Annotated in this window: 16 protein-coding genes; 9 read left to right on the forward strand and 7 right to left on the reverse strand. The window is 57.7% G+C overall.

What is annotated here, in order from left to right; translation table 11 throughout:
* Positions 1-20: 20 nt before the first annotated feature.
* From ABWV79_RS21595 to ABWV79_RS21620, 6 genes are read left to right on the forward strand one after another with little or no spacing between them, the layout of a single operon-like run.
* Entirely contained in the window at positions 21-1739 is a 1719-nt protein-coding gene (locus ABWV79_RS21595; protein WP_170356718.1) for an ATP-binding protein, read from the forward strand.
* Between the two features lie 3 nt (positions 1740-1742).
* A complete protein-coding gene (locus ABWV79_RS21600) occupies positions 1743-2213 on the forward strand; it encodes an HPr kinase/phosphorylase (RefSeq protein ID WP_353394811.1) in 471 nt (156 codons plus the stop codon).
* On the forward strand, positions 2210-3088 hold the full coding sequence (rapZ, locus tag ABWV79_RS21605) for an RNase adapter RapZ (protein ID WP_234899570.1): 879 nt from the start codon (positions 2210-2212) through the stop codon (positions 3086-3088). The genes ABWV79_RS21600 and rapZ overlap by 4 nt, the downstream gene beginning before the upstream one ends.
* On the forward strand, positions 3085-3492 hold the full coding sequence (locus ABWV79_RS21610; RefSeq protein WP_170356716.1) for a PTS sugar transporter subunit IIA: 408 nt from the start codon (positions 3085-3087) through the stop codon (positions 3490-3492). Before rapZ ends, ABWV79_RS21610 begins: the two co-directional genes overlap by 4 nt.
* Before the next feature lie 2 nt (positions 3493-3494).
* Positions 3495-3764: an HPr family phosphocarrier protein gene (locus tag ABWV79_RS21615; RefSeq protein WP_170485943.1), complete on the forward strand. Its 270-nt coding sequence runs from the start codon at positions 3495-3497 to the stop codon at positions 3762-3764.
* A gap of 39 nt (positions 3765-3803) precedes the next feature.
* Positions 3804-4703: a lysophospholipid acyltransferase family protein gene (locus ABWV79_RS21620; protein ID WP_170756054.1), complete on the forward strand. Its 900-nt coding sequence runs from the start codon at positions 3804-3806 to the stop codon at positions 4701-4703.
* 73 nt (positions 4704-4776) lie between these two features.
* Here ABWV79_RS21620 and ABWV79_RS21625 read toward each other — a convergent pair whose 3' ends face one another.
* Entirely contained in the window at positions 4777-5652 is an 876-nt protein-coding gene (locus ABWV79_RS21625) for a 3-hydroxybutyryl-CoA dehydrogenase (protein WP_209198265.1), read from the reverse strand.
* A gap of 162 nt (positions 5653-5814) precedes the next feature.
* Between ABWV79_RS21625 and ABWV79_RS21630 the strand changes: the two genes are divergently transcribed.
* Complete coding sequence (locus ABWV79_RS21630; protein ID WP_353394814.1) at positions 5815-6636, forward strand: DUF6473 family protein; 822 nt, start codon at positions 5815-5817, stop codon at positions 6634-6636.
* Positions 6637-6697: 61 nt separating this feature from the next.
* Here ABWV79_RS21630 and ABWV79_RS21635 read toward each other — a convergent pair whose 3' ends face one another.
* From ABWV79_RS21635 to ABWV79_RS21660, 6 genes are all read right to left on the reverse strand, one after another.
* A complete protein-coding gene (locus tag ABWV79_RS21635; protein ID WP_353394815.1) occupies positions 6698-7627 on the reverse strand; it encodes an electron transfer flavoprotein subunit alpha/FixB family protein in 930 nt (309 codons plus the stop codon).
* Positions 7627-8385, reverse strand: coding sequence for an electron transfer flavoprotein subunit beta/FixA family protein (locus tag ABWV79_RS21640; protein WP_353394817.1), 759 nt, complete (start codon positions 8383-8385; stop codon positions 7627-7629). Before ABWV79_RS21640 ends, ABWV79_RS21635 begins: the two co-directional genes overlap by 1 nt.
* A 172-nt stretch (positions 8386-8557) precedes the next feature.
* Positions 8558-9130, reverse strand: coding sequence for a cob(I)yrinic acid a,c-diamide adenosyltransferase (locus tag ABWV79_RS21645; RefSeq protein ID WP_170356710.1), 573 nt, complete (start codon positions 9128-9130; stop codon positions 8558-8560).
* Positions 9131-9334, reverse strand: coding sequence for a twin transmembrane helix small protein (locus ABWV79_RS21650; RefSeq protein ID WP_170356709.1), 204 nt, complete (start codon positions 9332-9334; stop codon positions 9131-9133). It lies immediately after the preceding gene.
* Positions 9335-9411: 77 nt separating this feature from the next.
* Positions 9412-10239 (reverse strand): SDR family oxidoreductase, encoded by an 828-nt coding sequence (locus tag ABWV79_RS21655; RefSeq protein WP_353394820.1) that lies wholly within the window; start codon positions 10237-10239, stop codon positions 9412-9414.
* Positions 10240-10308: 69 nt separating this feature from the next.
* Positions 10309-10920, reverse strand: coding sequence for an SH3 domain-containing protein (locus ABWV79_RS21660; RefSeq protein ID WP_353394822.1), 612 nt, complete (start codon positions 10918-10920; stop codon positions 10309-10311).
* Between the two features lie 201 nt (positions 10921-11121).
* Between ABWV79_RS21660 and parC the strand changes: the two genes are divergently transcribed.
* Together parC and ABWV79_RS21670 are read left to right on the forward strand one after the other, a co-directional pair.
* Positions 11122-13470 carry a DNA topoisomerase IV subunit A gene (parC, locus tag ABWV79_RS21665; protein ID WP_170356707.1) on the forward strand — a complete coding sequence of 783 codons (2349 nt, stop codon included), beginning with the start codon at positions 11122-11124 and terminating at the stop codon, positions 13468-13470.
* Positions 13471-13567: 97 nt separating this feature from the next.
* Positions 13568-14161 carry a hypothetical protein gene (locus ABWV79_RS21670; protein WP_170356706.1) on the forward strand — a complete coding sequence of 198 codons (594 nt, stop codon included), beginning with the start codon at positions 13568-13570 and terminating at the stop codon, positions 14159-14161.
* The last annotated feature ends 113 nt before the right edge of the window (positions 14162-14274 follow it).

Genomic DNA, 14274 nt, shown 5'->3' on the forward strand with positions numbered 1-14274 from the left:
TGAAAGGGTAGTTGGGTCTCGTGCGCGATACGGAACAAGCCAGCGAATTCAAGGATGGCGATGTCGTTCTGGGGGATGATTGGGTCATTCCACAGGACGGAGAATCAGGCGAGCTGCGCGCATCGCGGCGTCGCCGAAATCTGTTCGCCTTGCGTGAGTCCCCGCTGGCGCGCAAAATCGTTACTATCAACTTGGTGGCCTTGGTTATTCTGGTAACCGGACTGTTGTACTTGGACGATTCTCGTGAGGAACAAGTTCAGCAGACTGCGCGAAATATCGTCGGAAACGCGCAACTGGTCAGCAACGTCTTTGAAACACGGTTGCGTCAAACCGGCGATCAACCGTCGCAAGATGCCAGTCAATTGGACGTTGAAGACACGTTGGCCGGTCTGAGCCTGCCGCCGGGTGGCGAAGTTTTTGTGTATGACATGTCCGGCACTCTTATCGGTTGGACGCGCGGTGAGGCTTCATCATCCACAATGGCCGTGCTGCTGCGAACTGATGCCGAGGTTCAGACAGGCAGCACGCTGATCAGCGACGCATTGAATGCGGTGTGGAACGGCCTGACCCGCGTTTTCACGAACTACGATCCCAGCACGGCACCCACTTTGGCGCAGCGGGTTCAGGCTATTGTCCCCTCGGCGCTTGATGGCGCAACACAGGTTCAGGCGGTAAAGGACGAACAACGCGAGACGGTCGTCGTTGCGGCTACGCCGATCCTGCAGGACGGAGTACCAGTCGGGGCTGTTGCGATAACGGGCCCCGCAGGCGAAATTGACGCTCTGGCGCGACGTGAGCAAGAGCGTATTTTACAGATGTTCGTGGTCGCCTTGCTTGTCTCCATCGGGTTAAGCCTTGTTTTGGCCTCGACCATTGCAAACCCATTGGCGGATTTGGCCTCTGCTGCAGAGACGGGCAGAGACCGTGGCACAGGTATGAACCCTGGCCGTATCCGTATCCCCGACCTCAGTGCGCGGCCGGATGAAATAGGGCGTCTTAGCCGGGCATTGCGAGGCATGGTGACGGCGCTTTACAACCGCATTGACGCAAACGAACAGTTCGCCGCCGATGTTTCACACGAGATCAAGAATCCTTTGGCCAGCCTACAATCCGCAGTTGGCACCCTGCGTATGGTCAAACGCGAAGACCAGAGGGACAAACTGCTGGGTGTGATCGAGCACGATGTGCGGCGGTTGGATCGTCTGGTCAGCGATATCTCAAATGCATCGCGTCTTGATGCCGAACTGGTCAAGGAAGAAGAGCAGCCGTTCGATTTGCTCAAGCTACTGGGCAACATCGGCCAGTATTTGGGCGAGGACGCGCGCGAAAAAGGCATCGATTACATCACGGATATGCCGAGTCAACCGATCGTGATCCACGGTCTCGAAGCACGCCTTGCACAGGTCTTTGTCAACTTAATCACCAATGCGATTTCTTTCTGCGAGGACAGCGATGCGATACGTGTCTGGGTCCGCCAGCGCGAGAATCGGGTCTTGATTGTTGTTGAAGACACCGGTCCCGGCATCCCGGAACAGGCACTGACGAAGGTGTTCAAGCGCTTCTATTCCCAGCGCCCGGCCGAGCATTTCGGGAACAACTCGGGCCTTGGTTTGGCGATTTCCAAGCAGATTGTCGAAGCACATGGCGGCGTTATCTGGGCCGAAAACATTCGACCGACCGAAGCGGACATCACCTCGGATCCGCTGGGCGCCCGGTTTGTCGTCGGGTTGCCCGTATAGGTCATGCCGGACACCACGCTGTCGGCCGTTGAAAATCTGGATTCTGCAGTTGTTCACGCCACCTGCGTTGCGGTCGACGGGCGCGGTATCTTGATCATTGGCGCGTCCGGTTCAGGGAAATCCGCGCTTGGGTTGCAGATGATGGCGGCGGGCGCCGGGTTGGTTGCAGACGACCGCGTCAGTCTACGCATGAAGAGCGGAGCTGTATTAGCGGATGCCGCCCCCAATATTAGCGGCATAATCGAGGCCCGTGGCATCGGCCTTCTGCAAGCTGTTCCGGTCGGGCCCGTACCACTTCGTTATGTTGTTGATCTAGATACGCCCGAGCACGCGCGCCTGCCCGAACACGCAACTGTTCTCGCCCTGAGGCAAACTGTTCCCTTGCTACGGGCAGCGGCTGCCCCCAATTTGTCAGCAGCTCTTATGCAGCTTTTGAAAATGGGGCGAGTGGGTCCAGAATGGCCGAACGCATGACACAACAACGGATAGTTCTGGTGACCGGACCTTCTGGTGCTGGGAGATCCACTGCTATTCGGGTGCTCGAAGATTTGGGTTTTGAAGCCATAGACAATTTACCGATGGGCCTATTGCTTCGCTTGCTGGAAGGACCGGCGCGCGAGCGGCCCATGGCTTTGGGGCTGGATGCAAGAAATCGGGATTTCTCGACAATTGGTTTTATCGAACTAGCCGCGAAACTGCGCCGTATGGCTGATGTCGACCTGGCCACCTTGTATCTCGATTGTAGCGATGAGGTCTTGCTACGTCGGTTCTCTGAAACGCGACGGCGCCATCCAGTCGCGGCGAATGCCAGCCCTGAAACCGGGGTGATGCAGGAAAAAGAGTTGCTGGCGCCGATCCGAGAGATTGCTGACACGCTAATTGATACCAGCCCGCTCAACGTGCACCAGCTGCGGCAAGAGGTCGAACGTTGGTTCGCGCCACAGGGAGGCCGACATCTAGCTGTATCGGTCGAGTCGTTTTCGTATAAACGCGGGTTACCCCGTGGTCTGGACATGGTATTTGATTGCCGTTTCCTCGCTAACCCATACTGGCAGCCAGATCTGCGGGGCGAAGACGGTCGAAACCCGGACGTGGCGCGCTACGTTCAATCAGACGGAAATTATGCGCCGTTTTTTGAACGCGTGGTCGATCTGCTTTTAATCCTGCTTCCGGCCTATCGTGCCGAAGGAAAAGCGCATCTGTCCGTTGCATTCGGGTGTACGGGCGGTCAGCACAGATCGGTCGCCACAGCGGAAGCGGTTGCAAAGGCTCTTGCGGAAGGGGGGCAGCAGGTGGCAATTAGGCATCGCGAAATGGAACGTCGATCGTTGAATGTGAGGCCGGATTGATCGGGATCGTACTCGTAGCACATGGTGGGTTGGCGCAGGAATATCTTGCGGCCATGCAGCATGTCGTAGGAAAGCAACCTGGCCTTGCGGCGATTTCGATCGAAGCGGACCATGACCGCGAGGCCAAGCAGGCAGAAATCTGTGCTGCCGCCGACAGCGTTGATGTTGGCGATGGCGTCGTTGTCGTGACAGATCTTTTCGGCGGCAGCCCTTCGAATCTCAGCTTACGCGCTTGTGCACCTCATGACCGACGTATCCTTTACGGTGCAAATCTGCCTATGTTGATCAAACTGGCTAAATCCCGCCACTTGCCAATTGGCGACGCGGTGCGGCAGGCGATGGAAGCTGGGCGCAAGTATATCAATGCGCAAAACGTGACCTTTGACCAAGAGCGGACCGACTAAGAATGACCACCCGAAGCTTGAAAATAATTAATGAAAAGGGCCTGCACGCGCGCGCCTCGGCTAAGTTGGTTGAAGTGGTCGAAGGGTTCGATGCACAGGCCGAAGTGTCAAAAGACGGGCTTTCAGCGTCGGGCGACAGTATTATGGGTCTTTTGATGTTGGCAGCGTCGCGTGGAACGACTATTGACGTCGAGACGTCCGGACCGGATGCTGAGGCGTTGGCCGATGCGTTGGAAACCCTCGTGAACGACAAGTTCGGGGAGGGGTTCTGAGCGCATCAGCCGCGATACCAATAACGGGAAGACCAGGAATTGGCGGAAACTACGCACGAGACCAAGACAGGCCCGGTTGTCGATGGGACCGAGGACCAGGGCGAAATCTACGACCGTAGAACCCTGACCTATGCGAACTCGTTTGACGACGCCTGGACCGCGACAGCCATTCGCGCCATCGAATGGTGCACCGGTAAGCTGACCATTTTGCGTATGGTCAACAAGTTTGAGAAGAAGAACGAATACTACCGGGGCCAGCGTTTCTGGGGCGGCGCGCTTGAGGTGATGGGAATCAATCTGACCACACCGCAGGAACAGATTGCCCGTATCCCCAAAACCGGACCTGTGGTCGTCGTGGCAAATCACCCTCACGGTATGGTCGATGGCATGATTTTGGCCGAGCTTATCGGTCAGGTGCGCAACGACTATCGCATTCTGACACGCTCGGTCCTGACTGGCCTGGATGAGGCCGCGACGTCGTTTATGATTCCAGTGCCTTTCCCACATGACCCGGAAGCGCAGGCCAAAATGCTGGAAATGCGTGGCAAGGCGATGGATCACCTTAAAAACGGAGGCGTTGTGGCTCTGTTCCCGTCAGGTGTCGTTATGTCCTCGGATGATTGGTTCGGCCCTGCGATTGAACGCGAGTGGAACGTTTTCACTGCCAAGATGATCCGGAGATCCGGCGCGCAGGTGGTGCCGATTTTCTTCCCGGGCCGCAACTCTCGCGCCTATCAGATCGCGAACAAACTATCAGCCATTATGCGCCAGGGCCTTTTGCTGCACGAGATCGTCAGGTCTTGCAACAAGCCTCAATCCCCAGTCATTGGTGAACCTATATCGGAAGATGACATGCAACTTCTGGAACGCGATCCACGCGGTTTCATGGCGTGGCTCCGAAAGCACACATTATCCTTGGGGGAGACACGCGGAACCTGATCCGCTTCTTCATCTGGCTAAAAATATCTCGGGGGTGAGCCCGGACAACGTCCGGGCGAGGGGGCTGCCCCCTTCAACGGGTCGGAACGGGGAATTCACCTCGATAGTCATAAAACCCGCGCTGGGATTTGCGACCAAGCCACCCTGCCTCAACATATTTCGTAAGCAATGGGCAAGGGCGATACTTGGTGTCCGCCAAACCATCATGTAGCACGTTCATGATGGCCAAACACGTGTCCAGCCCAATAAAGTCGGCCAGTTCCAAGGGCCCCATAGGATGGTTTGCCCCTAGTTTCATCGACTGGTCGATCGATTGCACATTCCCGACCCCTTCGTACAGCGTGTAAACCGCCTCGTTGATCATTGGCATGAGAATACGGTTCACGATAAAGGCCGGAAAGTCCTCGGCGCTGGCTGCAGTTTTCCCCAGCTTGTCGACGACGGCCTTACACGCGCTGAACGTTTCTTCATCTGTGGCGATGCCGCGAATCAGCTCGACCAGTTGCATAACGGGAACCGGGTTCATGAAATGAAAACCCATGAACCTTTCGGGGCGGTCCGTACGGCTGGCCAGACGCGTGATCGATATAGACGACGTATTCGATGTCAGAATCGTATGCGGCAGAAGATGAGGTTGCAGATCCTCAAAAATCGCCTGCTTAATCGCTTCGCGTTCGGTGGCCGCCTCGATCACCAGATCGGTCTTGCCCAGTTGCGGCAATTCCAGCGTGGTTGTGATGCGTTTCAAGGCGTTCTGTACCGCCTCATCCGTTATCTTTCCGCGTGATGCCTGGCGGGTCAAATTGCCTTCAATAATGGCCATCGCAGCGTTTAACGCATCCTGGCTGACATCGTTCAGAACAACATCATAATCCGCCAAGGCCAACACATGGGCGATACCGTTGCCCATCTGACCTGCGCCAATCACTCCGACTGATTTTACATCCATATTCAGGTGCCTCTGTCCCACGGGTTATGGCGACAGTATCGGCAGATGGGGGCGGGCGGCAAGAGGATGAGACCCATCGAATTTGCTTCAAATGCGCACATTAGTAATTTCTCAAGATATGCGGCTGCAAAGTGTCTCCCGGGTGAAAAATGGGTGAGTGTAATGAGCTATTACCAAACAGGCTCGGGGGTTCCCGAGGATGCCGTCTGCCAGTATTCGGGCTCGCGGCTTTGGTTTCGTGGTCCCGAGCGATCACTGGATACGCCATATATGGCTTGCATCGGTGGGACAGAGACGTTTGGCCGTTTCGTCGAAACTCCGTTCGCGTCCGTTTTGGAAGACAAGCTTGACAGGCGGTGTTTAAACCTTGGCAGCCTGTTCTGCGGTGTCGACGCGTTGTGTCGCGATTCCGGTCTTCAGTCGTTGATGGACAAGGCTGAACTGTGCGTGTTGCAAGCGCCGGACCTACTTGGACAATCGAATCGCTTCTATCGCGTCCATCCAAGGCGGAATGATCGATTTCTGGCCGCCAAGGATGATCTGATCTCGCTATACCCCGATGTCGATTTTGCCGACGTAAATTTCGTGCATCACCTGATGGCGCTGTTGCGCGACCATCAGGACGCACGTTTCGAAGCCGTCGCGGATGAGCTACGGCGCAATTGGTTAAAGCAGATGCGGGCCCTGCTGGAAAAACTGGACGTGCCAGTGATTCTTCTGTGTTTGCAGGTTGTTGGTCAATCGGATGGCGGGGACCCTGCCGATGAAGCAGACGTGCCATTGTCTCTTGGAATGCTGGACGCGGTTAGACCTTTTTGCGCGGCAATCGTGCGTGAGACTGTCAGCGTTTCTGGGCAATCGGACGAGCTTGAAGACATGCTATTTGGAACTTTGCAGCAGCCGATGGCTGAGTACATGATAGGGCCCGCTGCGCACAGGACCATAGCCGAGGCACTGGCGGGCCCAATTCGAGATCTGCATTAAGAAAAAGGCCCGCCACTTTGGCGGGCCTGTCAGATTTTCGCCGAAAAGCCTCCGCTTAAGATCAGTCGAGTTTTTCGGTCAGTTCCGGTACGGCTTGGAACAGGTCGGCAACCAGACCGAAGTCAGCAACCTGGAATATCGGTGCTTCTTCGTCTTTGTTGATCGCAACGATGACCTTCGAGTCCTTCATACCAGCAAGGTGCTGGATCGCGCCCGAGATGCCGACGGCAACATACAGATCAGGGGCAACAACCTTACCGGTCTGACCCACCTGCCAGTCGTTCGGAGCGTAGCCCGAGTCAACGGCGGCGCGCGACGCGCCAACGGCGGCGCCCAGCTTGTCTGCCAGAGTTTCGATCAGTTTGAAGTCCTCTTCCGAGCCGACGCCACGGCCACCCGAAACAACAACGCCTGCCGAGGTCAGCTCGGGGCGGTCGCTTTCGGCAACCTTATCTTCAACCCAGGACGACAGACCGGGGTTGTCGCCGACCGAGATAGTCTCGATCGCAGCCGAACCGCCTTCGCCTGCAGCATCAAAGGACGCGGTACGGAAGGTGACGACTTTCTTGGCGTCGTTCGATTTCACGGTCTGGATCGCGTTGCCTGCGTAAATCGGACGCTCGAAGGTCGAACCGTCAACCACGCCGGATGCATCCGAGATCACCATCGCGTCCAGCAGGGCTGCAACGCGGGGCATCACGTTCTTGGCGTCGGTGGTGGCCGGTGCGACGATGTGCTCATAGCCATCGGCCAGGCCCACGATCAGGGCCGCGGTCGATTCCGCCAGGCGGTGACCCAGCGATGCGTCTTCGGCCACCAGAACCTTGGATACACCGTCGATCTTTGCGGCAGCCTCACCGGCAGCAGCGGCAGAACCACCTGCGGCCAGAACGGTCACGTCACCCAGCGCCTTCGCGGCGTTGACGGCTTTGGCGGTGGCGTCCAGCGCCAGTTCACCATTATTGACTTCGGCGAGAAGAAGAACAGCCATTACACAGCCCCCGCTTCTTTGAGTTTCGCAACCAGCTCGTCAACCGAGCCCACGACGATACCAGCGGCTCGTGCCGGCGGCTCTTCGGTTTTGACGATTTCCAGACGAGGAGTGACGTCGACGCCGTAATCGGCAGCAGTTTTCTCGTCCAGCGGCTTTTTCTTCGCCTTCATGATGTTGGGCAGCGAAGCATAGCGCGGCTCGTTCAGGCGCAGGTCAACGGTCACGATGGTCGGCATCTTGACGCTGATGGTCTGCAGACCGCCGTCAACCTCGCGGGTGATCTTGGCGCTGTCGCCTTCGATATCCACCTCAGAGGCGAAGGTGCCTTGGCTCCAGCCCAACAGGGCCGACAACATCTGACCGGTGGCGTTCATGTCGTTGTCGATCGCCTGCTTGCCCACCAGAACCAGACCCGGCTGCTCTTCCTCGACCACTTTGGCCAGGATCTTGGCAACGGCCAGCGGTTCGATATCGGTGTGCACATCATCAGCCGCAACAACCAGAATTGCGCGGTCGGCACCCATGGCCAGAGCGGTGCGCAGGGTTTCCTGCGCCTGCTTGACGCCGATGGAAACAGCGACGACTTCATCCGCCTTGCCTGCTTCTTTCAGACGGATCGCCTCTTCGACGGCGATCTCGTCGAACGGGTTCATCGACATTTTGACATTGGCGAGATCAACACCGCTGCCGTCCGCTTTGACGCGAACTTTCACGTTATAGTCAATCACGCGTTTGACAGGCACGAGTACCTTCATTTTGCGCTTGCTCCTCACAAATAACGGTGAGCCGCGACGCGACTCCACCAATGCTCTCGGACGTCTGAATAACGTCTCAAGCCACACGACAACAGGGCAAAATCGTCATCTCGTGGGCTTGGGACGTCGCGTTTCATATTTTTTGACGCTACGGCGCGCTCAAGCTAACGCTTCAGCGGTTCGCGCCCGGAACCCACAGCACATCCGCCGAGCCGTTTTCGTTCGCGCAGCGGGCGGCCACGAAAAACCAGTCGCTTAGGCGATTGAGGTATTTTACCGCCACTTCGTTGACAGGTTCCATATTGGTCAGCTCAACCGCCAAACGCTCGGCCCTGCGCGAGACAGTGCGGCACACATGCAAATGGGCCGCCAGGCGTGACCCACCGGGTAGGATGAAGCTGCGCAGCGGCGCCAGCGCTTCGTTCATGGCGTCGATCTCAGCCTCAAGCCTGTCGATCTGAGAGGGTACGATGCGCAGCGGCGTGTATTCAGCCTCGGCATCCTTATCCATGTCGGGGCGGCAGAAATCGGCACCCAGATCGAACAGGTCATTCTGGATGCGCGACAGCGCGGCTTCGACCTCACCATCAGCTTCGGTTCGGGCCACACCGACGAATGAATTCAGCTCATCCACCGTGCCATAGGCAGCAACTCGACCCGAATACTTGGCAACGCGTTCCCCATTGCCCAAGGCTGTTTTGCCGTCATCGCCGGTGCGCGTGTAGATTTTGTTGAGTACAACCATTTACTGACCTCCCTGTCCGCGAAGCCAGACGTAGAGCACGATCAGCACCACGGCAATGAATTGAAACAGGATGCGCAGCTGCATCATCTTGTTGCTTTTCAGCGCGGCACTTTTCCCTGCCTTGCCGAAGTTTGAAATGCCGATCACCAGCACGACGACCACCGCCGCCATCGCCAGCAATAATACGACCATCAATAGGTCCATGGGTACACCGTCCGCGTTTTTTGCATTGGCTTACCATCTAGACCCATGGCGGAGAAAAGCGAACGGGTAATTTCGCCTCAGACGTCCGAGAGGATACGGTCAATCGTACGTGTCGGCAGAATGCGGCGCAGGTAACCTGCGATGTAAGTTGGAGTCGTAACGTAGTAGCGGGGGCGCGGCCGTTTTGCCTCGACCGCATGGGCCAGCTTGTCGGTCACGGCGGATGCGGGCAATTCGAACCGATCCGTGCCTGAGGATTCGTATAGCCTTTTCAACAGTGACGCCTGATACCGCTCGCGCAGGGCCGAGTTCTGCCAGTCGATGAAACGTTCGAAGAAAGGGATCGAGTTCTCGCGGATTTTCGAGGTGATCGGGCCTGGTTCGATCAGGCTGACCTTGATGTCGGTATCCGCCAGTTCCAACCGCAATGTGTCGGTCAGGCCCTCGATCGCATATTTTGTGGCCACATAAGCTCCGCGCCAGGGAAAGGCGACCAGTCCCAGAACCGAGGAGTTCTGCACGATTCGCCCGTGGCCTTGCGCTCGCATCACCGGGATGACCTGACGGGTCAGTTCGTGCCAGCCAAAGAAATTAGCCTCGAAGATCGCGCGCAACCCGTCGGTGGGCAGATCTTCGACTGCGCCGGGTAAACCGTGTGCGCCGTTATTGAACAGTGCGTCCAACGTGCCTCCGGTGGCCTCAAGCACTTCGGCCAGACCAGCGGTGATGCTGTCGGTATCGGTATAGTCGATGCGGGGGCTTTCAAAGCCTTGCGCGCGTAGCCTGTCACAGTCCCGCTGTTGTCGGCACGATGCAAAGACGCGCCACCCGCGAGCGCGCATGCCATGCGCTGCGTCCAGCCCGATTCCGGACGAACAGCCGGTTATTAGAATCGATTTCTGCATAGTGTCCCCGATACCAAGCCTTACCCCTAGCTAGGGCGTGATACCGGGTGGGACAATCGTTGCACTGCGTCAGTTTACGGGTTTTTCGACCAGAGATGCCGATATCCATCCGACCTGTTGCTGCGGCAACACGCGCAGGCGAAGCCAACCTGTGCCCGAGTCGCTCAGGATTTCGACTTTCTGGCCAATGCCGACCTTTGCGATGATTGGATAGATCGTGCCGGGACCGTCGCGGAGATTGACCCGTGTTCCAGAAATCTCGCGAATGTCCTTTTCGGGCTCAGTGGGGGCAATCGGTTCCGCGATCTGTTCAGGCGCTTCTGGTTCCATCTGCTGCAGGCCGCTCACTCCATCTTCAAGCGATGCGAGCGTAAAATTGGAAGTTTGATCATCAAAAACCGATATTTCCCTGAGCGCTTCAACGCTTGCGGTTTCAGTCACAAATTCAACAACGGCCGGTTGAGGCTCGATCGGTTTGGCCCGGACGGCCGGGGTGCGGCTGGCGACGTTGGTCACAAGATTTTGGGCAGGCGCAGGTGCGATCTGCACTGGCTTGGATTGGGTGGCGACACGCACAGGCTGTTCGGCACGCAGGCCGCGCGGTTCAAAGTCTGGCCCACCGCTCATGACGTAAAAACACCAGCCAAGTGCAGCGAAACTAACAACGATAAGGCGCGTCATGGCGCTTCCCCCGGGTAATCGTAAAAGATGAAATAGGCAGCAGTCTAATGACCGAGAGCTTACCATATCTGAGGTCTCGAGTCGAAAGATCGGGGGAAATCCGTCGGTTGCCTCCCCCTGTTGCAAAAAGCGCCACTTGTCCCCAGCAAAATGCTTGCCGGTTGCTTTACCGCGGCGCGCTTGCGTCGTATCACATCATATATGAACGACACGATCGACGACCCCAACATGGAGGCCCCCGAAGGTGGGGGCGAGGTAGCCGAACCGCTGCGCCGCGCGATTGGCGAACGCTATCTGACCTATGCTTTGTCCACCATCATGCACCGGGCGCTGCCCGATGCGCGCGATGGTCTGAAGCCGGTTCACCGGCGAATCCTCTATGCAATGCGCGAGCTGCGACTCAGCGCGACAGGGGGATTCCGTAAGTCCGCCAAGATCTCGGGCGACGTGATGGGTAACTATCACCCCCACGGTGATGCCGCGATCTACGATGCGATGGCGCGTCTGGCGCAGGACTTTAACGTGCGTTATCCGCTGGTCGACGGGCAGGGGAATTTCGGCAATATCGACGGCGATAACCCGGCGGCCTCGCGATACACCGAGGCGCGGATGACCATCGTGGCCGAAGCGCTGCTGGAAGGTCTAAACGAAGACGCTGTTGATTTCCGCGACAACTATGACGGGACGCTGACCGAGCCGGTCGTGCTGCCCGCACAGTTCCCGAACCTGCTGGCAAACGGGGCCAGTGGTATCGCGGTGGGCATGGCGACGAATATCCCGCCGCATAATATCTCGGAGCTTTGTGACGCCTGTCTGCATTTGATCAAGACGCCGGACGCGCGGGATGACACGCTGCTGAACTATGTCCCCGGCCCGGACTTTCCGACTGGTGGCGTGATTGTCGAGCCGCCCGAGAATATCGCGCAGGCTTATCGCACCGGGCGTGGATCGTTCCGCCTGCGCTGTAAGTATGAGGTCGAGGATCTGGGGCGTGGCCAGTGGCAGATCGTTGTCACCGAGATCCCGTATCAGGTTCAGAAATCCAAGCTGATCGAAAAGATCGCGGAACTGATCCAGACCAAGAAAATCCCCATCCTCGGCGATGTCCGCGATGAATCCGCTGATGACATCCGCCTGATCCTCGAGCCACGGTCCAAGAACGTGGACCCCGAAGTGCTGATGGGGATGCTCTACCGCAACTCGGACCTTGAGGTGCGTTTCAGCCTGAACATGAACGTGCTGATCGACGGGGTGACGCCCAAGGTCTGTTCGATGAAGGAAGTGCTGCGCGCCTTCCTTGACCACCGGCAAGAGGTGTTGTTGCGTCGTTCGCGTCACCGCATGGCTAAGATCGACCACCGGTTAGAAGTGTTGGAGGGCTTCATCGTTGCCTTCCTGAACCTCGACCGTGTGATTGACATCATCCGTTATGACGATGATCCCAAAGCTGCTTTGATGCGCGAAGATTGGGGCATCGACCACGTTCGTGCGACGGACGAATCCGACTATGTCTCGCCCAAACCAGGCGAGGGCGAACTGTCCGAGGTTCAGGTCGACGCCATCCTCAACATGCGCTTGCGCAGCCTGCGCCGTCTGGAAGAGATGGAGCTGGTCCGCGAGCGTGACGCGTTGATGGAAGAGCGCGCCAATCTCGAAGACCTGCTGGCTGATCCCGCACTGCAATGGGCCAAGATCGCCGAGCAGTTGAAAGAGACCAAAAAGACCTTTGGTAAAGACTACGAAGGCGGCGCACGCCGTACCCAATTCGCCGAGGCTGGACAGGTCGAGGAAGTGCCGCTTGAGGCGATGATCGACAAGGAGCCGATCACGGTCGTCTGTTCGCAGATGGGCTGGATTCGCGCCATGACCGGCCACATCGACCTCAAGCGCGAGCTGAAGTTCAAGGATGGCGACGGCCCGCGTTTCATTTTCCATGCCGAGACCACCGACCGCCTGCTGGTCTTTGCCTCAAATGGCCGGTTCTATACGGTCAGCGCCGCCAACCTGCCCGGCGGGCGGGGCATGGGCGAGCCGCTGCGCCTGATGGTCGACCTGCCGAACGAGGCGCAGATCATCGACATCCTGATCCACAAGCCGGGGCGCAAGCTGTTGGTAGCGTCGGATGCGGGCAACGGGTTCATGGTGCCCGAGGATGATGTGCTGGCGCAGACCCGCAACGGCAAGCAGGTGCTGAACGTCAAAGGTGATGAAACGGCGGTGATCTGCAAACCGGTCGCGGGCGACCACGTAGCGGTGGTGTCTCAGAACGGTAAGTTCCTGGTCTTCCCGACCGAAGAATTGCCCGAGATGACCCGCGGCAAGGGTGTACGTTTGCAGAAATACAACATGGCCCGCGGGCGTCAGGGCACGCTGGAACTGGATGGCGGTCTGTCCGACATCACCACTTTCAACTGGGAGGACGGCCTGAAATGGTCCATGGGTGGCGACAAGACCCGGCACGAGGCGGATATGTCTCAATGGCTGGCCAAACGCGCCAGCGTCGGGAAAAAGCCGCCTTACGGCTTCCCGAGGGACTATAAATTCTCTTGATTTTGCGACCGCTTGCGGGGAATTCCGCCGATACGGCTTGGCACAGTCCGTATCGGTGCGCTAAATCAAAGAAAACAGGCCTATCGAGACGAGAGACATGTTGCGCATTTTGACCTTGATCACCGGACTGGCCCTGTTGGGCGCGTGTACGCAGACGCAAGTGTACGAAGAGCCCGAGTCGCTCGGCGAATTCAAACTGCGCGTCAACTATGCCTTTGCCGAAAAGGCGGTTCAGGGACCGGTCTCACGCGACGCTACGCCGGACGAGTGGACGGCCGCGATCCAGAATGCGGTGGATATCCGCCTTGGCCGATACGAAGGCGCGCAGGATTATGATATCGGCATCAGCCTAGAGGGATATATGCTGGCACCTCCGGGCATTCCGGTGATCTACAACCCACGCAGCACCGCGATTGTGCTGGTGAATGTCTATGATGTGAACAAGAAAGAATTTCTGGCCAAGGGCAAACAATTTCAGGTTCTGGAAGACACCACTGGCGGTAGCGCGTTAAAGGGCTCGGGCCATGAGCGTACCAAAGAAGAGCAGATGAGCGGTCTGGCCTTGAAGGTTGCGGACCGAGTCGAGGAATGGCTGGCCGAAGAACATCAACAGAACGGTTGGTTCAAAAGTCGCCCCGATCTGATCCAGCCGCTGGATTCCGGCGAGCTCACGCAAAATCCAGCGTCGTAAACGGCTTTTCCCTCAGGATGTGCTTGATTTTCCCCTGCGAACCAAATATCCCGCGCGCGCAGATGTAACCACGGGACCAAGGGTCCCCCAAATCGCAAAAGGGCGCCTGAGGA

Source organism: Ruegeria sp. HU-ET01832 (genome assembly GCF_040371315.1).
Classification (GTDB): domain Bacteria; phylum Pseudomonadota; class Alphaproteobacteria; order Rhodobacterales; family Rhodobacteraceae; genus Ruegeria; species Ruegeria lacuscaerulensis_A.